Raw genomic sequence first — 19,666 nt, 5'->3', positions numbered from 1 at the left:
TATATGGCGCTGGGGGCGGCCGCCGCCCTTGCCCAGGAGGCCGCCCCCGCCGCCGCACCAGGACCCAAGCTCGATTCCGGCAACACCGCCTGGATGCTGACATCGACGGCGCTGGTGCTGATGATGACCATCCCGGGCCTTGCGTTGTTCTACGGCGGCATGGTGCGCAAGAAGAACGTGCTGGCCACTGTCATGCAGAGCTTCGCCGTCTGCTGCCTGGTCACGGTGCTGTGGTTCGTCGTCGGCTATTCGCTGGCCTTCACCGACGGCGGCGCGTTCAACGCCTATATCGGCGGCCTGTCGAAGGTGCTGCACAGGGGCATCACCGTCTCCACGCTGTGGACGACCGGCAATATCCCTGAATTCGTCTTCTCGACCTTCCAGATGACCTTCGCCATCATCACGCCGGCGCTGATCGCCGGCGCGTTCGCCGAACGCATGAAGTTTTCGGCGCTCCTGCTGTTCACCGCGCTGTGGCTGCTCGTCGTCTATGCGCCGGTCGCGCATTGGGTATGGGGCGGCGGCTTCCTCGGTACCGCCGGCGTGCTCGATTTCGCCGGCGGAACGGTGGTGCATATCAATGCCGGCGTGGCCGGCCTGGTCACGGCGCTGGTGCTCGGCAAGCGCGCCGGCTACGGCACCGTCAACATGGCGCCGCACAACCTCGTCTATTCCGTCATCGGCGCGGCCCTGCTGTGGGTCGGCTGGTTCGGCTTCAATGCCGGCTCCGAGCTTGCCGCCGACGGTCTCGCGGGCGCCGCCATGCTTAACACGCAGGTAGCCACGGCGGGTGCCGCGCTGGCCTGGATGTTCGCCGAATGGGTCGTCGCCAAGAAGCCCAGCGTGCTTGGCATCATTTCCGGCGCGGTGGCGGGTCTGGTGGCGGTGACGCCCGCCGCCGGCTTCGTCAATCCGGGCGGCGCACTCGTCGTGGGCATCGTGGCCGGCGTCGTCTGCTATGTCGCCGCCGTCAAGATCAAGCATGCGCTCGGCTATGACGATTCCCTGGATGCCTTCGGCGTGCATGGCGTGGGCGGCATCGTGGGCGCGCTGCTGACCGGCGTGCTGGCCGACACGGCCATCAATCCCCTCGGCAAGGACGCCTCGATCGTCACCCAGGCCTACGGCATCGTCTTCACCATCGTCTGGACGGCGCTCGCGACCCTGGTGATCCTGTTCGTGGTCAAGGCTGTGGTCGGCCTGCGCCCCAGCAAGCAGGAAGAGATCGAAGGGCTCGACATCACCCAGCACGGCGAGGTGGTGCCGTAAGGCCCTCCGGCCGTCTTTGCCGAAAGACAGGATGGCAAGCGCTCACGCCTTGAGGCCCGGTCCGTCCGGGCCTCCTTTTTTCCTGCCGCCGCCCTATCTTCCGAACCGGGACATGGCTGATGAAGGAGTGGCTGCAATGCGCGCGATGTTTGCCATCTTCGCTTTCCTGGCCATGACGGGAACGGCTCATGCTGCGATGAACGTCAGCTTCGACTGGGGCCCCACCAAGAAATGCTTCGACGACAAATCGCCGCCGATGAAGATCACCGGCGTTCCGGCAGGCACGAAGATGCTCGATGTCGTCATGGTCGATCGCGATGCACCCGACTTCCACCACGGCGGCGGAAAGGTGGCCTACCAAGGACAGAGCTTGCTGCCCTATGGTGCTTTCCGGTACAAGGGACCCTGCCCTCCCGCCCCGCACCGTTACCGTTTCACCGTGAAGGCGCTGGATGTTGCGGGGAAGGTGCTGGCGACCGCCAGCGCGGAGAAGCGATTCCCTTGAATCGCCGCATGCCGGAAGCAAATCCCATTACCCTCCGGCCCATAGAAAATCCGGCGCCACATTCAATAAAAATAAGAAACAGCTTCGAATAGAAGGGGGGCAGTAACCCCTTGCGCCGACCAAGCAACCGGAAGAAGTTGCACCGGTATCGGGTGGACCAGTGTCTCGCGGCAATCGCCGGCACTGTTGGCGCGGATGCGAGCAGCGTCCCGCCCTGACGAAGGTGAGGATCAGTCCCAGTCAAGGTCAAGCGGCGGCTCGCCATTCGCGAACCGTCCGGCCGTGCCGGCGCCGCACCTGGCCAGCCACCCGTTGGAGGAAGCGAGAACGGAGGAGCCACAGGTGCTCGAATCATTTTTCAATCCGGCGAAGGAAGGCTCGTCCATTCGCACGGAAATCATCGCGGGCGTCACGACGTTCCTGACGATGTCCTACATCATCTTCGTCAACCCCGAGATCCTGTCCTCGACGGGCATGGACCGCAACGCCGTGTTCGTGGCCACCTGCCTTGCCGCGGCGCTCGGCTCGCTGATCATGGCCCTGGTGGCGCGCTGGCCGATCGGCATGGCGCCCGGCATGGGCCTCAACGCCTTCTTCGCCTTCACCGTCGTCGGCGCCATGGGCTTCACCTGGCAGCAGGCGCTGGGGGCGGTCTTCATCTCGGGCGTGATCTTCATGATCCTGACGGTCACCGGCGTCCGCAGATGGCTGGTGGAAGGCATACCGCATTCCATGCGCAGCGCGGTTGCCGCCGGCGTCGGTCTCTTCCTCGGCATCATCGCGCTGAAGAGTTCCGGCATCGTGGTCGCCAATGAGGCGACGCTGGTCGGCATGGGCGACGTGACCAAGACCGGTCCGCTGCTCGCCATCCTGGGCTTCTTCATCATCGCCGCACTCGACGCGCTGAAGGTGCGCGGTGCGATCCTGATCGGCATTCTGGTCATCACGGTGCTATCGATGGCCCTGGGCGTCAGCCAGTTCGGAGGCATCGTATCGATGCCGCCCTCCATCGCGCCGACCTTCCTGCAGCTCGACATCATGGGCGCGCTGCACAGCGGCCTCGCCCATGTCATCCTCGTCTTCGTGCTGGTGGAAATCTTCGACGCGACCGGCACGCTGATCGGCGTGGCTAAGCGCGCCGGGTTGATGCCGGAAGGCAAGCCGAACCGCCTCGGCCGCGCCCTTCTGGCCGACAGCACCGCCATCCTCGCCGGTTCGCTGCTCGGCACCTCGAGCACGACCGCCTATGTGGAAAGCGCTTCCGGCGTACAGGCCGGCGGCCGCACCGGCCTGACCGCGCTGGTGGTCGGCGTGCTGTTCCTGGCCGCGCTGTTCTTCTCGCCGCTGGCGGGCGCGGTTCCGGTCTATGCGACGGCGCCGGCGCTGCTCTACGTCGCCTGCCTGATGATGCGCGAACTGGTTGATGTCGAATGGGCCGACATCACCGAGGCGGCTCCCGCCGCGCTGACGGCGCTGATGATGCCCTTCACCTATTCGATCGCCAATGGTCTGGCCTTCGGCTTCATCAGCTACGCAGTGCTGAAGACGCTCACCGGCCGCATCCGCGAGGTGCATCTGGCGACCTGGCTGGTGGCGATACTGTTCGTGATCCGTTTCGCGATGGTGGGATCCTGACGTTCTCCACACCATAGTTGAAACCTACCCAACCGCCCGGCACCGACCGGACGGTTTTCGTTTGCGGGACCGGGACTGCCTAGTGGCGTTTGCCCGAATTTTACGGTGCGCAGGATGATCTGCGTCCCGCCGGAAAAAGCCCTGTCGAACTTCCGCCGCACCGCAACATCACGCCACGTTTCATTGTGATATTTTTGTTACAGACTTTGTGACGACTCACGGATAGGTTGCGGCCATCATTTGGGTAAGGGCAACATTATGAAGTTCAAATTCCTCGCTGGCGCCTCTTTCGCGGCTCTCGTTTCCTTCGGCACCAACGCCTATGCGGCCGATGTTGTGATGAACGAGCCGCCCGCACCGGAAGCGGTCGCGCCGATCTTCACCTGGACCGGCGGCTATGTCGGTGTGAATCTCGGCGGCGGCTTCGGCAAGTTCAAGCATCCGCTCGAGGTTACCGATCCGACCACGACGCCGCCGACCGTGCTCGGCTCGGGCTCGCTCGACATCACCGCCGGCGGTTTCCTGGGCGGCGTGCAGGCCGGCTACAACTGGCAGCAGGAAAACTTCGTGTACGGCGTCGAGGCTGATTTCCAGGGCTCCGCGGTGAAGGCCGAGGACACCATCGACGTCACCGGCATCGGTTCGCTCGACGGCGGCACCAAGGTTGACTGGTTCGGGACCGTCCGCGCTCGCATCGGCTACACCCCGGTTGAACGCTTCATGGTCTATGGCACCGGCGGTCTCGCCTATGGCCACGTCAAGAGCTACATCAACGGCTTCGGCATTGATGAAAGCACCTCCAAGACCAAGGCCGGCTGGACGGTCGGCGCCGGCGCCGAATATGCGTTCACCAACAACTGGACGCTGAAGTCGGAATACCTCTACACCGACCTGGGCAAGACCACGCTGATCGACGACGACTTCGGCGCCAATCACGTCACGCTCAAGAACGACGTCGCGTTCCACACGGTGCGCGTCGGGATCAACTACAAGTTCTAATTCGCAACTGCGAAGACAGCATCGAAACCCCGGCCCTGCGCCGGGGTTTTTTTCTTGCTGAGCCTGCTAGGCCCTTTTGCCGAAATGCCATTCAGGATTGCCGGCGGCCGCCCTTCCTCCACGGCTTCTCCGGCATGGTTAATGCGCCCTTAACCTTCCCCGCAATAGTCTGGGCCCGATCCGCCGGACGCGTTCTGCGTCGGCGCCGCAATGACGGACGGGGTAAGAGGAATGCGTTCAGGGGCATCGGCACCGCCCGTGCTGGGCATCGGGCAGGGCATCCAGGTTTTCGCACGCCGGCAGGTGGGGCGCATGACGGGTGCGGCGCTCTTTGCCGGCACCGTTTTCGCCGTCGCGAGCCTCGCCACCTGGAATGTCGCGGATCCCAGCTTCTCGCATGCCACCGCCAACCCGGTGACCAACGCCATGGGCTACCCCGGCGCGGTCTTCTCCGACCTCGCCATGCAGTTCTACGGCCTGGCAGCCGTCGCGGCGCTGGTGCCGGCGGTGGTCTGGTCCTTCTTCCTGTTCACGGCGCGCGGCGTCGACAAATTGCCCCGGCGCGGGCTTGCCTGGTTCGGCTTTTCGCTGTGCGCGGCGGCGATGGCGGGCTGCGTAGTGCCTCCCCCCACCTGGCCGCTGCCGGCCGGGCTTGGGGGCGTGTTCGGCGACATGATGCTGAAGCTGCCCGGCCTGTTCACTGGCGGCTATCCGACGGGAATCCTTGCCGGAGTGATCACTGCCCTGTTTGCCGCGCCCTGCCTCTGGTTCTTCGTCTACGGCTCCGCCTTGATTTCGCGCCGCAACGGCTTCGCGGTTCAGGAGGCGCAGGCCCCGGCACCCGAAGCCGAAGATCGCGATGCGGTGCTGTTCGAAGCCGATGACGAGGATGACGACAACGAAGGCATGTTGGCGCTCGGCGCGCTGACCCATTGGTGGCTTTCGCTGCGCGCCTGGATGCATCGCCGCGCCGCTGCCCGGCAGCGCGATCGCGACAGCTTCGAGCCGCCGATGGAGCCGCGCTCCAGCGCATGGCGCCGCGCCGCCGAGCGCGTCGAATCGGCCGAACTGGCGGAAGCGCGCATGAGCGCCGGCGGGCGCGCCCGCGTGGAGCCCGAGTTCTTCGCTTCGATGGTCAACGAGCGTGCGCCCTCGCTCGACCCGCAGGACACCGATTTCTACGGCGACGACGAGGACGGCGTGGATTTCGCGCCGGAGCCCATGCTTTCCCAGCCGGCGACGCGGCAGCCGGGCAACGCGACACGCGTCGCCGCGCCCGCCCCCCGTCCCGCGCAGGGTGCGCGGGTGCAGCGCGAGGCGCAGACATCTCTGATCGCCTCGCATCATTTCGAAATGCCCAACCTGCATTTCCTCGCGGAACCGAAGAACGTGGCGCGCGATCCTTCCCTGTCGAAGGACGCGCTGGAACAGAACGCGCGCCTGCTGGAGGGCGTTCTGGAGGATTTCGGCGTCAAGGGCGAGATCATCCAGGTGCGGCCGGGGCCCGTCGTGACGCTCTATGAGCTGGAGCCCGCGCCCGGCATCAAGTCCAGCCGCGTCATCGGCCTTGCCGACGACATCGCGCGCTCGATGAGCGCGATCGCCGCGCGCGTCGCCGTCGTACCGGGGCGCAATGCCATCGGCATCGAACTGCCCAATGCCAAGCGCGAGATGGTCTATCTGCGCGAAATCCTCGCCAGCCGCGACTTCGAGCAGACCAAGGCCAAGCTGGCGCTGGCGCTCGGCAAGACCATCAACGGCGAGCCCGTCATCGTCGACATCGCCAAGATGCCGCACGTGCTGGTGGCCGGCACCACCGGCTCCGGCAAGTCGGTCGCCATCAACACCATGATCCTGTCGCTGCTCTACCGGCTCCGTCCGGAAGAGTGCCGCCTCATCATGATCGACCCGAAGATGCTGGAGCTCTCCGTCTATGACGGCATCCCGCACCTGCTCACGCCTGTCGTCACCGACCCCAAGAAGGCCGTCGTGGCGCTGAAATGGACCGTGCGGGAGATGGAGGACCGCTACCGCAAGATGTCCAAGGTGGGCGTGCGCAACATCGACGGCTTCAATGCCCGCGTCAGCGAGGCGCAGAAGAAGGGCGAACAGATCCAGCGCACCGTGCAGACCGGCTTCGACCGCCAGACCGGCGAAGCGATCTACGAGACCGAGGAACTCGATCTCGAGCCGATGCCCTATATCGTCGTCATCATCGACGAGATGGCCGATCTGATGATGGTGGCCGGCAAGGACATCGAGGGCGCCGTGCAGCGCCTGGCGCAGATGGCGCGTGCCGCCGGCATCCATGTCATCATGGCCACCCAGCGCCCGTCGGTGGATGTCATCACCGGCACCATCAAGGCCAACTTCCCGACCCGCATCTCCTTCCAGGTCACGTCGAAGATCGACAGCCGCACCATTCTGGGCGAGCAGGGCGCCGAGCAGCTATTGGGCATGGGCGACATGCTCTACATGGCCGGCGGCGGCCGCATCCAGCGCGTGCACGGCCCCTTCGTTTCCGACGACGAGGTCGAAAAGGTGGTGGCCCACCTGAAACTGCAGGGCGTTCCCGAATATCTGGACGCCATCACCGAGGATGACGACGAGGACGACGACGCCCCCGCCAAGGGCGGCTCGGGCGGTGCCGGCGGCGGCAATTTCGAGGATTCCGACGATCCGTACGACCAGGCCGTCGCCGTGGTGCTGCGCGACGGCAAGGCGTCCACCAGCTACATCCAGCGCCGCCTTGGCATCGGCTATAACCGCGCCGCCTCGATCATCGAGCGCATGGAGCAGGAAGGCATCGTCGGCGCGGCCAACCACGCCGGCAAGCGCGAAATCCTGGTGCCGACGGAAGACGACAAGATGTGAGGAACCGCAAGGCGCCTGGCATGTTAAGATAGATGCCAAACTTAGGCCCAACTGGGGGACCATAGGCAGCAGGGCACCGCAAGGCGCCTGAAACGAGAAGAAAGCGACCGGCATGAACGACGATCTTACCGCAACGACCCGCAGCTTTTCGCCCACGCGCCGGCAGGCGTTGGGACTGGGCCTCTCGCTGGTCGGCGCGGCTGCCCTGAACCTGCTGCCGGGCTTCGACCTGCTGGCCGAGGCCGACGCGGCCATCCCCGAAGCGGCGCAGAAGATCGCCGATCATTTTTCGTCGGTGAAGACCATGACCGGCGAATTCGTGCAGTTCGGGCCCAAGGGCGAACAGACCGGCGGCAAGTTCTTTCTGGAGCGCCCCGGCAAGATTCGTTTCAACTATGACGGGGCCGCCCGCTTCCAGGTCGTCTCCGACGGTCAGTCGGTCGTCATCCTGAACAAGAAGATGAACACGTCCGACCTCTACCCCTTGTCCAAGACGCCGCTGAAGCTTTTGCTGGACGAGCGCATCGACCTGTCCGGCAACAAGGTGCAGAGCGTGAAGCAGGAAGAGGACCTGACCACGATCCAGCTTGCGGACAAGTCGGTGTTCGGCAATTCCAAGATCACCATGATGTTCGACCCCAAGTCCTACGAACTGCGCCAGTGGACGATCACCGACGCACAGGGCAAGGACACCACGGTGATGATCTTCAACACCAAGGAAGGCGTGAATTTCGCCGCCGACACGTTCAAGATCGACTATACGGCGAACCGCGAACTGAACACCAAGCAGCGCTGACGGCGATCCGGCCTGTGGAAAGCGGCGCCTCCCGGACGCCAGACCGGCCGGGATCGCCGCATCGAGCTTGTCATTGACGGTTCAGGCTGGCAGGGTCCCGGCGACTTCCCTGCCGGACCTTTCCCATGCCTTTGACGATCGCCACGTGGAACATCAATTCCGTGCGCCTGCGCCTGCCGCTGGTCGAGCGGCTGCTGCTGGAGCGTGCGCCCGACGTCCTGTGTCTTCAGGAAACCAAGTGCCCGGACGAGCTGTTCCCCATCGAGGCCTTCGGCAAGCTGGGCTACCGGCATGTCGCCTTCCACGGGCAAAAGGGCTATCACGGCGTCGCCACCATCGCGCGGCGGCCGATCGAGATCGTCGAGAAGCGGCGCTTCTGCGAGATCGAGGACAGTCGCCACCTCTCCGTGCGCTTCAGCGCCGGCGGCAAGTCGGTGCTGTTGCACAATTTCTACGTTCCGGCCGGCGGCGACGAGCCAGACCCGGAAATCAACCGCAAGTTCCGCCACAAGCTCGACTTCGTCGCCGAGATGAACACCGTGCGCGGCGAATACGATGATCTATCCGCCTCGATCCTGGTCGGCGACCTCAACATCGCCCCGCTGGAGCACGATGTCTGGTCGCACAAGCAGCTTCTCAATGTCGTCAGCCACACGCCGGTCGAGACCGAGAATTTCGAGGCGATGCGCAAGGCCGGCGCCTGGGAGGACCTGATGCGCCTGGGCATTCCCCACGAACAGAAGCTCTATACCTGGTGGAGCTATCGCGCCAAGGACTGGGAAGCCTCGGACCGTGGCCGCCGGCTCGACCATGTCTGGTCGTCGGCCAATCTGGTGCCGGCATTCAAGGGCTATGAGATCCTGCGCGAGGCGCGCGGCTGGGAGCGCCCGTCCGACCATGTGCCGGTCATCGCGCGCTTCGATCTGGACTGATTCCCGTCACGCGGGCTTCCCACTCCGGCCTGAGCAGCGACATGACGAGTTCGTCGCGATACTCGCCATGGAAAAACGCGCTGCCGCGCGAGACGCCCTCCGCCTGGAAGCCGACCGCCTCATAGGCGCGGCGCGCACGCAGATTGTCCGGAAACAGGCCGATCTGAAGCCGATGGACAGGCGTTTCGCTGAAGGCTCGTCGCACCACCGCCGCAAGCAACCGTCGCCCGCGGCCCTCGCCCGGCGTCACCACCGCGACGCGGCGGATCAGGGTGGCTCTTTCGGGCGAGTCCCAGAACCGCAGCAATGCGAAGCCGACGGGATCGCCGCCCTCGAAGCCGACGAAATAAGCGTGGCTGCCGTCCTCGAAGGCTGCCCGATGCCGCGCTTCGTCCCAGCGCCCGACCAACTGCTCGTAGCCTTCGCCGCGCTCGGTGGCCATGATGAAGGGCAGATGTTCTTGCCCGGCGCGCACGAGCGTCAGTTCCATGCCGGGTTCACCCGTTGAATTTCGGAGCAAGCGCCTCGATGCGAGCGATCAGTGCCTGCAATTCCTCTGCGATGCGCTGGTGCAGTTGCATGGCCAGATCGGGATATTCCTCCAGTATGCGCCGGAACATCTTGCGGTTGAGGCGCAGCACCTGCGAATCGGTCGCGGCGGAAGCGCTGGTCATGCGCTTCGTGTCGGCGATCAGCGCCAGTTCCCCGAGGATGGCGCCGGCCCCCACGACGGCGATGGGCGTATGAGCCTTGTCGGCCTCGCGATAGAGCACGATGCTGCCCCTGATCACGACATAGGCCGAATCGGCCTCGTCGTCCTCGAGATAGAGCTTGCGCTCGGCCGGCAGGGAGGCGGTTTCCGCGCCGAAGGCGAGCAGGCGCAATTGTTCCTGCGTGAAACCCTCGAAGAGCCCCACGTTGGACAATGCGCGGATATCGTCATCCAGCGCCATCAGTTCATGACCAGCGTTGAATGCATGTCTTACGTCCCCGGACCGACAGGTCGTACCCTCCAGTAAGCGACCCCGAGCCCCAAATCGCCATTAGGTCAATAGATTGATTAATATTTTAAGGTCGGCCTAGGGAACCAGCTTGTAGCCGCCGCTTTCGGTCACCAGGATTTCCGCATTGGAAGGATCGCGCTCGATCTTCTGGCGCAGCCGGTAGACATGGGTCTCGAGCGTGTGCGTGGTGACGCCGGAATTGTAGCCCCAGACCTCCTCGAGCAGCACGTCCCGCGTCACCACCTTCTGGTCGGCGCGGTAGAGATACTTGATGATCGAGGCTTCCTTCTCGGTCAGCCGCACCTTGGCGCCGCGCTGGTCGATGAGCAGCTTCTGGCTCGGCTTGAACGTGTAGGGTCCGACCGAGAAGGTGGCATCCTCGCTCTGTTCGTGCTGGCGAAGCTGCGCGCGGATACGCGCCAGCAGCACGGCGAAGCGGAACGGCTTGGTCACATAGTCGTTGGCGCCGGCTTCCAGCCCCAGGATCGTGTCGGAATCGGTGTCGTGTCCCGTCAGCATGATGATCGGCGCCTTGTAGCCGCCCTTGCGCAGGATCTTCACCGCCTCGCGGCCGTCCATGTCCGGCAGGCCCACATCAACGATGAGCAGGTCGACCACACCGCCGCGTGCCGCCGCCACGCCCTTGGCCGCGGTTGCTTCCTGCAACACGTCGAATTCCTCGTAGAGCGACAATTGCTCGACCAGCGTCGTACGCAGGTCCTCGTCGTCGTCTACAATCAGGATGGTGCGAGAGCTCATGGGACAGTCCGTTGTTTTAAAATAAAGATCAGCCGCCTGTTGACCGTCGTCGGTTTATGCGGAAGCTGCCCGGCAAGAACAGCCGATCACCGAGATTTGTTCCGTGACACGATCATACAGGAAAAAACGCGGAAGCAACGGGTCGGCGGCATTTTTGCCAACAGGTCTTCGCGTGCTGACGGTTCGGCAGAAGCCGGGCAACCGCAGCAAGGGGCTGCTCAGGGCGGGACCGCTGGTGTTTCCCTGCGCGCTCGGGCATGGCGGCATCTCCGCCAACAAGCGCGAGGGCGACGGCGCGACGCCGCTGGCCTCGATGCGCATCCTGTCGGGATATTTCCGCGGGGATCATTTCGCCGCCGCCCGGCGCACGCGGCTCGGCATGGCACCGATCAGCGCCGATCTCGGCTGGTGCGAGGTGCCGGACGACCGGAATTATAATCGCCCGGTGAAGCTGCCCTATCCGGTCAGCCACGAATATATGAAGCGCGACGACCGGCTCTACGACGCCTGTCTCGTACTGGACTGGAATATCCGGCCGCGCCGCCGCAGATGCGGCAGCGCCATCTTTTTCCACCTCGCGCGGCCGAATTTCACGCCGACGCAGGGCTGCGTGGCGGTGAGCGCGCGCACCATGGCGCGCCTGCTGCCGCTGCTTTCGCAGCGCACCACGCTGAAAGTGCTGCGCTGAAACGCCAGGCCGGCGCCCTTTGTCTCGACGACCGCAATCAACGGCGCGGCAAGCGCCGCGGTTGCCAGCCGCGGTCGAGCAGACCCAGCCTGTCGGCCTGCTGCTCGGCCGGACGGGCGACATCGCGGGGATCAACGCCGATATCGATAAGAATATGGTCGGGAAGTTCCAGCAAGCTTTCCTGCGGGAGGCCGCGTGGGGCACGCGGAGCCAGAAGTCGCCTGAAGAAGGCCCACAGGTCGCTCGCAGGGGCGGGACGGACGGGGGTCAGGACACAGTCGGACATTGGGGTTGTCCTTTCATTCGGGGCATCAAGTGCCGCTTTGCGTTTTTCGACTGATCCGACGATGACGCATTGAAGTAAAACAGGGAAACGAGTAGTTCTTTTCAGATCATCAAGTTTTCCTTGAAGGCCGCCATGCGCCTGATACCGGGGACCCGTGCGTTGCGGACGCTCGAAGCGGCGGGCAGGCACCTCAACTTCACGCGCGCGGCAGACGAGCTCGGCCTGACCCCGGCGGCGGTGAGTTACCAGATCAAGGAGATCGAGGAACAGCTCGGCGTCGTCCTGTTCGTGCGCAGCAGCCGCTCGATCCGCCTTACCGAAGCAGGGCTCGTGCTGTTCGAGGCGGCCGCGGATGCGCTTGCCCTGGTTGGGCGGGCAGTCTCGCGCGCCCGCAAGCTGTCGCGCGGCACCGCGTTGCTGAAGGTGACGGCGGATGCCCAGTTCGCCGCCAAATGGCTGATGCGCAGGGTCGAGCGATTCCGCGCCCTGCATCCCGATATCGAACTGCGATTCGACATTTCCTACGAAGTGCGCGACTTCGACCTGGACGATGTGGACGTGGCGATCCGTTTCGGCACCGGCAAATATCCCGGCCTTGCCGCAGACCGGCTGTTCGACAACGTCATCATTCCGGTATGCAGCCCGCGCCTGCTCGAAGCGGGTCCTCCGCTGAAGGCTCCCCGCGACCTGCTGAACCACACGCTGGTGCATATCGAGTGGGCGCGCCAGGGCGTGACCTGGCCGAACTGGCGCATGTGGATGGCGGCGGCCGGCATCGAGGATTATGACGACAGCCGCACCGTGGTGTTCGGCACCTCTTCCGACGCGGTGCAGGCGGCGCTGGACGGCAGCGCCGTGGCTTTGGCCGATTTCGCCATGGTCGCCAACGACCTGTCGGAAGGGCGGCTCGTGCGCCCCTTCGATCTCGGCATCCGGGTGCCGCCCGAATTCGCCTATTTCCTCGTCTATCCGAAGGAAACGGCGACGGACCCGCGCATCCTGTCCTTTCGTGCCTGGATCATGGACGAGGCGGCGAAGACGAACACCTGATCAGCCGAAACGCCAGACGGTGGTGCGTTTCACCTCCGAATCCTCGAGCGCGCGCGTCACCGGCACCTCGTAGACGGCAAGCCTGGTCAGGCCGGCCTTCGGCAGGTAGGCCCGGCCGGGGTCGCCGACCAATATCTCCGCACCCCGCGTCTTGAGCTTCGCGAACCATGGAACCAGCCGTTCGGCGAACGGCCGGTCGTAGAACACGTCGCCGGCTAGCACCACGTCCCAGCCATCGTCCGTGCCGATGCTGTCCGCCCCGTGGAATTTCACCGCAACGCCGTTCGCGGCCGCGTTCAGCCGGATCGCCGTCTCGCAGAACGGGTCGATGTCGGCTGCAATCACTTCGGCGGCGCCGGCCTTGGCCGCAGCGATGGCCACCAGTCCCGAGCCTGCGGCGAAATCCAGCACGCGCCGGCCGCGCACGATCTCGGTATGGTCGAGCACGTAGCGGGCAAGCCCCTGGCCGCCGGCCCAGGCAAACGCCCAGAAAGGCGGCGGCAGGCCGATTTCCGCCAGCTCTTCCTCGGTGCGCTGCCACAATTCATGCGCCTCGTCGGCCAGCCGGAGCGAAATCTCCGGCACATGCGGCGGTGCCCCCGGCGCCGTGTTGTCGAGGATGAAACGCTCGGCCGTCTGCGGCGTGAGGGCATGATCCCGAAAAGTTGCAGGCTTTTCAGGCACGGTCAGGTTCCTAAAGCCAGAGCCTGGAATGGGACGCCGAGGCCGGGGAGACATGCGATTCAGCCTCACGGCGCCGGATCGACCCCGCCCATGCGGCAGACTTCCTTCCACTCCGCCGGGGTCACCGGCTGCACGGAAAGCCGTCCGAGCCGCACCAGCGCCATCTCCGAAAGCTTCGGGTTGGCCTTGACGTCGGCCAGCGTCGGCGGATTGGGCACATCGCGCACGGCGCGGATGTCCACGCATTCCCAGCGCGGATCGTCGGTGGTCGTGTCGTGGTGCGCCAGCGCGCAGACCTCGGCGATGCCGACGATGTTCAGTCCCTCGTTGGAATGATAGAAGAAGCCGAGGTCGCCGACCTGCATGGCTTTCATGTTGTTGCGCGCGGCATAGTTGCGCACGCCGTCCCATTGCGTGCCCTTTGTGCCCAGCTTCTTCAGGTCGTCGAAGGAGAACTTGAACGGCTCGGACTTGAACAGCCAGTAGTTCATCGCGGCCCCTCCCTCCGTCACGCGGCGGCCGGCTTGTTGAACACCCAGTTCCATGGCCGGATGTCGACGCTCTCGAACAGCCCCGCCTTGGCATAGGGATCCGCCGCCGCGATCGCCTCGGCCTCCGCCCTGTCGGCGACGTCGAACACCGCCAGAGTGCCTTCCGGTTTGCCGTCGGCATCCAGGAACGGGCCGGCGAAGGCGAGCTTCTTTTCCGCATTCAGGCCGTCGAGGAAGGCAACATGGTCGGGCCGCGCGTCGAGACGTGTCTGGAGATGGCCTGGCTTGTCCTTGCAGATCAGTGCGAACAGCATGTTTGTTCCTATTCCTCGGTTTCGGTTTTCAGCGGCCTCGTCATCAGGGCGGAAACGGCCTCGCCGATGCTGACCTTGCCGTCGAGTATCGCTGCTACGGTGGTGATGATCGGGGCGTCGATGCCGCGTTCGGCGGCAATGCGCGCGGCGATCGCGGCCGTCGGCACGCCTTCCGCCAGCGGCCGTCCGGCAAGCGGCTCGCCGCGTCCCAGCGCCAGCCCGTAGCCGAAATTGCGCGACTGCACAGACGAACAGGACAGGAGCAGGTCGCCGAGGCCGGAAAGCCCCATCAGCGTTTCCGGGCGGGCACCGAAGGCGGCGCCGATACGGCGCAGTTCCACGAAGCCGCGCGTGACCATGGCCGCCTGGGCGCTGGCGCCGAGCGCGGCACCCGTCACCGCGCCGGCAGCGATGGCGAAGACGTTCTTCAGCGCGCCGCCAAGCTCGACGCCGACGAGATCGTCGCTGGAATAGCAGCGCAGGTTCCGCGCCGAAAAGCATGCGGCCAATTCGGCGGCCAGCGCCTCGGCGCGTGCCGCGACCACCACCGCGGTCGGCAGGCCGCGGGCGACATCCGCCGCGAAACTCGGTCCCGACAGCGCCGCGATGGGATTGTCGGGCAGCATGTCCTCCACGATGCCGGACATCAGCGCGCCGGTGTCGCGCTCGATGCCCTTGGCGCACAGCACCAGCGGCGCGCCCTGCGGCATGTGGGCCTTCGCCGTGCCGAGCACGGCGCGCAACGACTGCGCCGGCGTCACCGCCAGCACGCAGTCGGCGCCGGCAAGCGCCTTTTCCATCTCGGTCGTGGCATCGATGCCGACATCGAAAGCGATGCCGGGCAGATAGCGCGGATTCTCGCCGCGCCGCACGGCGGCGACCATTTCGGCATCGCGGGCCCACAAGCGCACTTCATGGCCGGCGCGCAGCATGGCCAGCGCCAGCGCCGTGCCCCAGGCGCCGCCGCCCAGCACGGCCATGCGAGAAGCGTCCTTGCCCTTCTTGCCGGTCATGCCTTGGCTCCCCTGCGGCCGGACCCGACGACGGGGGCCGAAACCTGATCCAGCGGCCAGCGCGAACGCGGCACGAAATCGAACGCGTCGTCCTGTTCGAGCCCGGCGCGCAGCCGTTCGATGCCCGCCCAGGCGATCATCGCGGCATTGTCGGTGCACAGCTTCAGCGGCGGCGCGAGAAAGCGGAAGCCGGCACCCCGGCACAGGTCCTCCAGCGTGGCCTTCACCGTGCGGTTGGCCGCCACGCCGCCGGCCACCACCAGAACGGCATCGGCGACGGCAGGGAACTCCGACCGGAACCGCTCCAGTGCGCGACGGACCCGGTCCGCCAGCGCGGCGGCGACCGCCGCCTGGAAGGAAGCGCAGATGTCTGCCACGTCCTGCTCCGACAGCGGCGCGATGGCCGTTGCAGCCTGCCGCACGGCGGTCTTGAGGCCGGAGAAGGAGAAATCCGGCTGCGCGGCGCCCTTCATCGGGCGCGGGAACGCGAAACGCGTCGCATCGCCTTTCAGGGCCGCTTTCTCGACATTCGGGCCGCCGGGATAGGGCAGGCCGAGCATCTTGGCGGTCTTGTCGAAGGCTTCGCCGAGCGCGTCGTCTATGGTCGTCGCCCAGCGCTGATAGTCGCCCACGCCGCGCACCAGCAGGATCTGGGTGTGTCCGCCGGAAACCAGCAGCAGCAGATAGGGAAAGGCAACGCCGTCGGTCAGCCGCGCAGTCAGCGCATGGCCCTCGAGATGGTTGATCGCCAGCAATGGCTTGCCTGCGGCGGCCCCAATGGCTTTGGCCGTCATCAGCCCCACGATCAGCCCGCCGACGAGGCCGGGACCGGCCGTGGCGGCGACGGCGTCGATTTGGTCAAGCTCGGTGCCGGCATCCGCAAGTGCGGCCTCGACGATGCCGTCCAGCGCCTCGACATGCGCGCGCGCTGCAATCTCCGGCACGACGCCGCCGAAGGCCGCGTGCTCCTCGATCTGGCTGAACACGACATTGGACAGGATTTGCGGGGACGGGATTTGCGGGGACAGGTTCCCGGGCGCACCGCCGCCGTCCAGCGCCACCACGCTGGCCGCCGTTTCGTCGCAACTCGTTTCTATGCCCAGCACCCGGATCAATTTGCCGCCAGCCTCGAACATTGCCCGCCGGTGCTTTCCCGGCTAGGAGAAGGCCGGCAGGATTTGCCGCCTCGGGTATCACGGACCGCGCGACATGCAAACAGCCTTGAAGATCGGAACACGGGCCAGCCAGCTCGCGCTGGCGCAGGCGCATGAGGCCCGCGCCCGGCTGATGGCGGCGCACGGCCTGCCCGAAGACGCCTTCGAGATCGTGCCTCTCACCACCACGGGCGACCGCATCCAGAACCGCCCGCTTTCCGAGGCCGGCGGAAAAGGCCTGTTCACCAAGGAGCTGGAAGACGCGCTCTACGACCGCCGCATCGACATCGCCGTGCACTCCTCCAAGGACATGCCGACGCAATTGCCGCACGGCCTGGAGCTTTCCGCCTTCCTGCCGCGCGAGGACGTGCGCGACGCCTTCATCGGCAAGGCGGCGGCGCGCATCATGGACCTGCCGCGCGGCGCCAGGGTCGGCTCGTCCTCGCTCCGGCGGCAGGCGCTGATCCGCCGCATGCGGCCGGATCTCGACGTGGTCATGTTCCGCGGCAACGTGCAGACGCGCCTGCGCAAGCTCGAGGAAGGCGTGGCCGACGGCACCATCCTGGCGCTGGCGGGGCTGCGCCGTCTCGGTCTCGAGCACGTCGCCACCGACATCATGCCGGTCGACCTGTTCCCGCCGGCACCCGGACAGGGCGCGATCTGCATCGAAAGCCGCGTCGGCGATGGCGAGATCGCTGCCATGCTGGCGGCCATCCATGATGTTCCCACCGGCCGGGCATTGGCCTGCGAGCGGGCCTTCCTTGCCGCGCTCGACGGGTCCTGCCGCACCCCGATCGCCAGCCATGCGATCGTGGAAGGCGAAAGCCTGTCCTTCTCCGGCCTGATCGCCCGGCCGGACGGCACCGCCGAACATGCGATCGCCGCCACCGGCGCCAGTGTCGATGCCGCCCGGATCGGCCGCGAGGCGGGAGAAGAAGTGCGCGCCAGGGCCGGCGAAAATTTCTTCGAGGGCTGGAGCTGAATGCTCCGCGTGCTGGTGACCCGGCCCGGACCCGGCGCCAGCCGAACGGCGGCCGTCCTCAAGGCGCTGGGCTATGAACCGGTGCTGCTGCCCCTTTCCGAAACACGTGCAACGCCGGTCGATTCGGCAGCCTTGCCCGAGGTGATGAACGCCGTGGCCGTCACCAGCGCCAATGCGCTGCGCCACGCGCCCGCGCACATCGTCCGGCGTTTTTCGGCCTTGCCCTGCTATGCCGTTGGAGCGAAGACCGGCGCCGCCGCCCGAACCGCCGGCTTTTCCGATGTCGTCGAAGGACCGGGCGACGCCCTCTCCCTCGCCGACCGCATTTCGCAAACCATGGCCGGCAGGAGCATCGCCTACTTGTGCGGGCGCGTGCGGTTTCCCCGTTTCGAGGAACGCCTGGCGGCGGCGGGCGTTCATGTTCGACCCGTCGAAACCTACGACACCGTCATGATCGACCATACGAGCGAAACAGTCACGGCACGGCTCGACGGCAGGCCCATCGATGCCGTGCTGCTCTATTCGGCCCAGGCCGCGCAGGCAGCCGGCAGGCTCATGGCTCGACCAGAGCTTCGTTCGCTGCTCGGGAAAGCCGATGTGCTGGCGCTTTCCGGTCGCGTAGCTGCCGCCTTCGGTCCGGACATGAGAGGCGCCACGCGCATCGCCGAGGTCCCGACCGAGGAGGCGCTTCTGGCACTGCTGCCGGCACCGCGCTGAGATGTTGCCATCACACCGCCCCTTTTCAGGGTGTGAAGGTGTGGTAGACCCTTATCCAAGCCATTCTTGCCGCCCAGCGGCCGAACCGAAGCGAAGAAGCGGAGCCAAGCATGGTCAAGACGCCGAAGACGCGGCACTCCAGGAACCGGCGCGAGCCGGTGACGATAGAGCTTGAACCAGACGCCGTGTCGCGCATCCCGCAGGACCAGCCAGAGACCGATTCGCAAGCGGCCGAGGCCCTGTCGGCCGACCAGAAGGCAGCCGAACCGGCCGCGTCTCCGGAGCCCGAAGCCGCCGGGGTGGATACACAAGCGCCAACGGGAAGTGACGAACACACCCAGGCGGCCGAAGCGGCGCAGCCGAGCGACGAACCGTCCGGGATCGGCGCCGAAGGCTACGGTTTCGCCGAGCAGCCGCAGCCTGCCGGGTCGGCGCAGGACACCGCACATGAGAGGGAATATGCGACGACGCCTCCACCTCGGGAGCGTGGCGGCATGAACGCGGTGGTAGCCGGTTTGGCCGGCGCGGTCATCGCGCTGGTTGGCGCCGGCGCGTTGCAATATGCCGGGCTCATCGGTGGACCGGGCAGTTCGCTCGACGGCGTCAACAGCCAGATCGCCGCGCTGAAGGGCGAGATGGCCGCTGCAAAGCAAGGCAACTCCGCCAACGACGCTCTTGCACGGCTGAACGACCTTTCGGCCGCGTTGGACAAGGTCCGTGCCGACCTCGCCGCCGTGAAGAAGACCGCCGAAGCCGGCAGCGGCGGCGACACGGGGACTGCCCTGGATGCGCTTGGCGACAAGGTGGCGGCGTTGGAGACGACCGTGGCCGCGCTCAACCAGGCGGCCGGCCAGCAAGTCGATCTCGGTCCCGTCAACGAGAAGCTCGCTGCGCTGGACACGCAGGTGAAGTCGTCGGCCGACGCCGTCGCCCGCGAGGACGGCCGTCTCGGAGCGCTGGAGCAGTCGGTCTCGCAGCTGACCGGCAAGGTCGAAGCGCAGGCATCGCAGCCGAAGATCGCGCTCTCCATTGCGGCTTCGGCGCTGAAATCGGCGCTCGAGCGCGGCGCGCCCTTTACCGCGGAACTGGACACCTTTGCCGCCATTTCCCCGGATGCGCCGCAAGTCGCGGCTCTGCGTCCCTACGCGGAAAAAGGCGTGCCGAGCCGGGCCGACATCGCCACGGGGATGGACGCGGCCGCCAACGCGATGGTCGGCGCCAGCGAACAGGTGGACGAGAATGCCGGCCTGTTCGCGCGTCTGATGTCCAGCGCCGAGTCGCTGGTGAAGGTGCGCCCCGTCGGCGCCATCGCCGGGCCCGGCGTGCCCGAAACCGTGGCACGCATGGAAGTGGCGGTGAAGCAGGGCGACTATGCGAAGGCGCTCGCCGAATACGGCACGCTGCCGGAGGCGGTAAAAGCTGCCGGCGCCGGTTTTGCGGATAAAATAAAAGCACGGCTCGAGGCCGAGACCCAGGTCGATGCGCTGGTTTCCAGCGCCATGAAGGCGTGAGGG

At 66.1% G+C, this 19,666-nt stretch carries 21 protein-coding genes; 12 read left to right on the top strand and 9 right to left on the bottom strand.

The genetic code is table 11. The features are described 5' to 3' along the window. Window positions 1-3 precede the first annotated feature (3 nt). The 7 genes from QU595_RS22755 to QU595_RS22725 all read left to right on the top strand — a co-directional run bounded on the left by QU595_RS22755 (window position 4) and on the right by QU595_RS22725 (window position 9,010). A complete protein-coding gene (locus QU595_RS22755) occupies window positions 4-1,269 on the top strand; it encodes an ammonium transporter (RefSeq protein ID WP_410000558.1) in 1,266 nt (421 codons plus the stop codon). A 136-nt stretch (window positions 1,270-1,405) separates the two neighbouring features. After that, a complete protein-coding gene (locus QU595_RS22750) occupies window positions 1,406-1,774 on the top strand; it encodes a phospholipid-binding protein (protein WP_315926204.1) in 369 nt (122 codons plus the stop codon). A gap of 342 nt (window positions 1,775-2,116) precedes the next feature. Next, the gene (locus QU595_RS22745) at window positions 2,117-3,409 is read left to right on the top strand and encodes an NCS2 family permease (RefSeq protein WP_315926202.1); all 1,293 of its coding nucleotides are present in this window, start codon (window positions 2,117-2,119) and stop codon (window positions 3,407-3,409) included. A 258-nt stretch (window positions 3,410-3,667) separates the two neighbouring features. Further along, entirely contained in the window at window positions 3,668-4,408 is a 741-nt protein-coding gene (locus tag QU595_RS22740; protein WP_315926200.1) for a porin family protein, read from the top strand. Window positions 4,409-4,639: 231 nt separating this feature from the next. Then, on the top strand, window positions 4,640-7,282 hold the full coding sequence (locus tag QU595_RS22735; protein WP_315926198.1) for a DNA translocase FtsK: 2,643 nt from the start codon (window positions 4,640-4,642) through the stop codon (window positions 7,280-7,282). 112 nt (window positions 7,283-7,394) lie between these two features. Continuing rightward, entirely contained in the window at window positions 7,395-8,078 is a 684-nt protein-coding gene (locus QU595_RS22730; protein ID WP_315926196.1) for an outer membrane lipoprotein carrier protein LolA, read from the top strand. Between the two features lie 125 nt (window positions 8,079-8,203). Next, window positions 8,204-9,010 (top strand): exodeoxyribonuclease III, encoded by an 807-nt coding sequence (locus QU595_RS22725; RefSeq protein WP_315926194.1) that lies wholly within the window; start codon window positions 8,204-8,206, stop codon window positions 9,008-9,010. On the opposite strand, the gene QU595_RS22720 is transcribed toward QU595_RS22725, so the two are convergent. From QU595_RS22720 to QU595_RS22710, 3 genes are all read right to left on the bottom strand, one after another. Beyond that, on the bottom strand, window positions 8,985-9,500 hold the full coding sequence (locus tag QU595_RS22720) for a GNAT family N-acetyltransferase (protein WP_315926192.1): 516 nt from the start codon (window positions 9,498-9,500) through the stop codon (window positions 8,985-8,987). The genes QU595_RS22725 and QU595_RS22720 overlap by 26 nt on opposite strands. Before the next feature lie 7 nt (window positions 9,501-9,507). Beyond that, on the bottom strand, window positions 9,508-9,963 hold the full coding sequence (locus QU595_RS22715; RefSeq protein WP_315926190.1) for a cyclic nucleotide-binding domain-containing protein: 456 nt from the start codon (window positions 9,961-9,963) through the stop codon (window positions 9,508-9,510). 126 nt (window positions 9,964-10,089) lie between these two features. Continuing rightward, window positions 10,090-10,773, bottom strand: a complete 684-nt coding sequence (locus QU595_RS22710; RefSeq protein ID WP_315926188.1) for a response regulator transcription factor — start codon at window positions 10,771-10,773, stop codon at window positions 10,090-10,092. Window positions 10,774-10,927: 154 nt separating this feature from the next. Between QU595_RS22710 and QU595_RS22705 the strand changes: the two genes are divergently transcribed. Further along, window positions 10,928-11,461 (top strand): L,D-transpeptidase, encoded by a 534-nt coding sequence (locus QU595_RS22705; RefSeq protein ID WP_315926187.1) that lies wholly within the window; start codon window positions 10,928-10,930, stop codon window positions 11,459-11,461. 37 nt (window positions 11,462-11,498) lie between these two features. Here QU595_RS22705 and QU595_RS22700 read toward each other — a convergent pair whose 3' ends face one another. Next, the gene (locus tag QU595_RS22700; RefSeq protein WP_315926185.1) at window positions 11,499-11,747 is read right to left on the bottom strand and encodes a hypothetical protein; all 249 of its coding nucleotides are present in this window, start codon (window positions 11,745-11,747) and stop codon (window positions 11,499-11,501) included. A 132-nt stretch (window positions 11,748-11,879) separates the two neighbouring features. Between QU595_RS22700 and gcvA the strand changes: the two genes are divergently transcribed. Continuing rightward, the gene (gcvA, locus tag QU595_RS22695; protein WP_315926183.1) at window positions 11,880-12,797 is read left to right on the top strand and encodes a transcriptional regulator GcvA; all 918 of its coding nucleotides are present in this window, start codon (window positions 11,880-11,882) and stop codon (window positions 12,795-12,797) included. Here the strand turns inward: gcvA and QU595_RS22690 are convergent, their stop codons facing one another. The 5 genes from QU595_RS22690 to tsaD all read right to left on the bottom strand — a co-directional run bounded on the left by QU595_RS22690 (window position 12,798) and on the right by tsaD (window position 16,411). Continuing rightward, window positions 12,798-13,481, bottom strand: coding sequence for a methyltransferase (locus QU595_RS22690; RefSeq protein WP_315926181.1), 684 nt, complete (start codon window positions 13,479-13,481; stop codon window positions 12,798-12,800). A 65-nt stretch (window positions 13,482-13,546) separates the two neighbouring features. Continuing rightward, window positions 13,547-13,972: an EVE domain-containing protein gene (locus tag QU595_RS22685; RefSeq protein ID WP_315926179.1), complete on the bottom strand. Its 426-nt coding sequence runs from the start codon at window positions 13,970-13,972 to the stop codon at window positions 13,547-13,549. A 17-nt stretch (window positions 13,973-13,989) separates the two neighbouring features. Further along, a complete protein-coding gene (locus QU595_RS22680; RefSeq protein WP_315926177.1) occupies window positions 13,990-14,286 on the bottom strand; it encodes a YciI-like protein in 297 nt (98 codons plus the stop codon). Between the two features lie 8 nt (window positions 14,287-14,294). Then, on the bottom strand, window positions 14,295-15,299 hold the full coding sequence (locus QU595_RS22675) for an NAD(P)H-dependent glycerol-3-phosphate dehydrogenase (protein WP_315926175.1): 1,005 nt from the start codon (window positions 15,297-15,299) through the stop codon (window positions 14,295-14,297). Further along, window positions 15,296-16,411, bottom strand: a complete 1,116-nt coding sequence (gene tsaD / locus QU595_RS22670) for a tRNA (adenosine(37)-N6)-threonylcarbamoyltransferase complex transferase subunit TsaD (RefSeq protein WP_315926487.1) — start codon at window positions 16,409-16,411, stop codon at window positions 15,296-15,298. The genes QU595_RS22675 and tsaD overlap by 4 nt, the downstream gene beginning before the upstream one ends. A 97-nt stretch (window positions 16,412-16,508) precedes the next feature. On the opposite strand from tsaD, the gene hemC reads away from it, so the two are divergent. From hemC to QU595_RS22655, 3 genes are all read left to right on the top strand, one after another. Further along, a complete protein-coding gene (gene hemC, locus QU595_RS22665) occupies window positions 16,509-17,435 on the top strand; it encodes a hydroxymethylbilane synthase (RefSeq protein ID WP_315926173.1) in 927 nt (308 codons plus the stop codon). Further along, the gene (locus QU595_RS22660) at window positions 17,436-18,152 is read left to right on the top strand and encodes a uroporphyrinogen-III synthase (RefSeq protein WP_315926171.1); all 717 of its coding nucleotides are present in this window, start codon (window positions 17,436-17,438) and stop codon (window positions 18,150-18,152) included. A gap of 110 nt (window positions 18,153-18,262) precedes the next feature. Continuing rightward, complete coding sequence (locus QU595_RS22655) at window positions 18,263-19,663, top strand: phage tail protein (protein WP_315926169.1); 1,401 nt, start codon at window positions 18,263-18,265, stop codon at window positions 19,661-19,663. Window positions 19,664-19,666: the final 3 nt, after the last annotated feature.

Origin of the sequence: Mesorhizobium sp. SP-1A (genome assembly GCF_032460275.1) — a bacterium.
Classification (GTDB): Bacteria; Pseudomonadota; Alphaproteobacteria; order Rhizobiales; family Rhizobiaceae; genus Mesorhizobium.
Note: the sequence above shows the minus strand (reverse complement) of the source record. Positions and strands in the feature narration are given on the sequence as shown.

Coding starts and splice junctions, on each gene's coding strand:
- QU595_RS22750 (WP_315926204.1), top strand. CDS start 1,406: ATGCGCGCGATGTTTGCCATCTTCGCTTTCCTGGCCATGACGGGAACG.
- QU595_RS22655 (WP_315926169.1), top strand. CDS start 18,263: ATGGTCAAGACGCCGAAGACGCGGCACTCCAGGAACCGGCGCGAGCCG.
- hemC (WP_315926173.1), top strand. CDS start 16,509: ATGCAAACAGCCTTGAAGATCGGAACACGGGCCAGCCAGCTCGCGCTG.
- QU595_RS22680 (WP_315926177.1), bottom strand. CDS start 14,286: ATGCTGTTCGCACTGATCTGCAAGGACAAGCCAGGCCATCTCCAGACA.
- QU595_RS22735 (WP_315926198.1), top strand. CDS start 4,640: ATGCGTTCAGGGGCATCGGCACCGCCCGTGCTGGGCATCGGGCAGGGC.
- QU595_RS22720 (WP_315926192.1), bottom strand. CDS start 9,500: ATGGAACTGACGCTCGTGCGCGCCGGGCAAGAACATCTGCCCTTCATC.
- QU595_RS22730 (WP_315926196.1), top strand. CDS start 7,395: ATGAACGACGATCTTACCGCAACGACCCGCAGCTTTTCGCCCACGCGC.
- QU595_RS22740 (WP_315926200.1), top strand. CDS start 3,668: ATGAAGTTCAAATTCCTCGCTGGCGCCTCTTTCGCGGCTCTCGTTTCC.
- QU595_RS22675 (WP_315926175.1), bottom strand. CDS start 15,299: ATGACCGGCAAGAAGGGCAAGGACGCTTCTCGCATGGCCGTGCTGGGC.
- gcvA (WP_315926183.1), top strand. CDS start 11,880: ATGCGCCTGATACCGGGGACCCGTGCGTTGCGGACGCTCGAAGCGGCG.
- QU595_RS22685 (WP_315926179.1), bottom strand. CDS start 13,972: ATGAACTACTGGCTGTTCAAGTCCGAGCCGTTCAAGTTCTCCTTCGAC.
- QU595_RS22700 (WP_315926185.1), bottom strand. CDS start 11,747: ATGTCCGACTGTGTCCTGACCCCCGTCCGTCCCGCCCCTGCGAGCGAC.
- QU595_RS22725 (WP_315926194.1), top strand. CDS start 8,204: ATGCCTTTGACGATCGCCACGTGGAACATCAATTCCGTGCGCCTGCGC.
- QU595_RS22710 (WP_315926188.1), bottom strand. CDS start 10,773: ATGAGCTCTCGCACCATCCTGATTGTAGACGACGACGAGGACCTGCGT.
- QU595_RS22715 (WP_315926190.1), bottom strand. CDS start 9,963: ATGGCGCTGGATGACGATATCCGCGCATTGTCCAACGTGGGGCTCTTC.
- QU595_RS22660 (WP_315926171.1), top strand. CDS start 17,436: ATGCTCCGCGTGCTGGTGACCCGGCCCGGACCCGGCGCCAGCCGAACG.
- QU595_RS22755 (WP_410000558.1), top strand. CDS start 4: ATGGCGCTGGGGGCGGCCGCCGCCCTTGCCCAGGAGGCCGCCCCCGCC.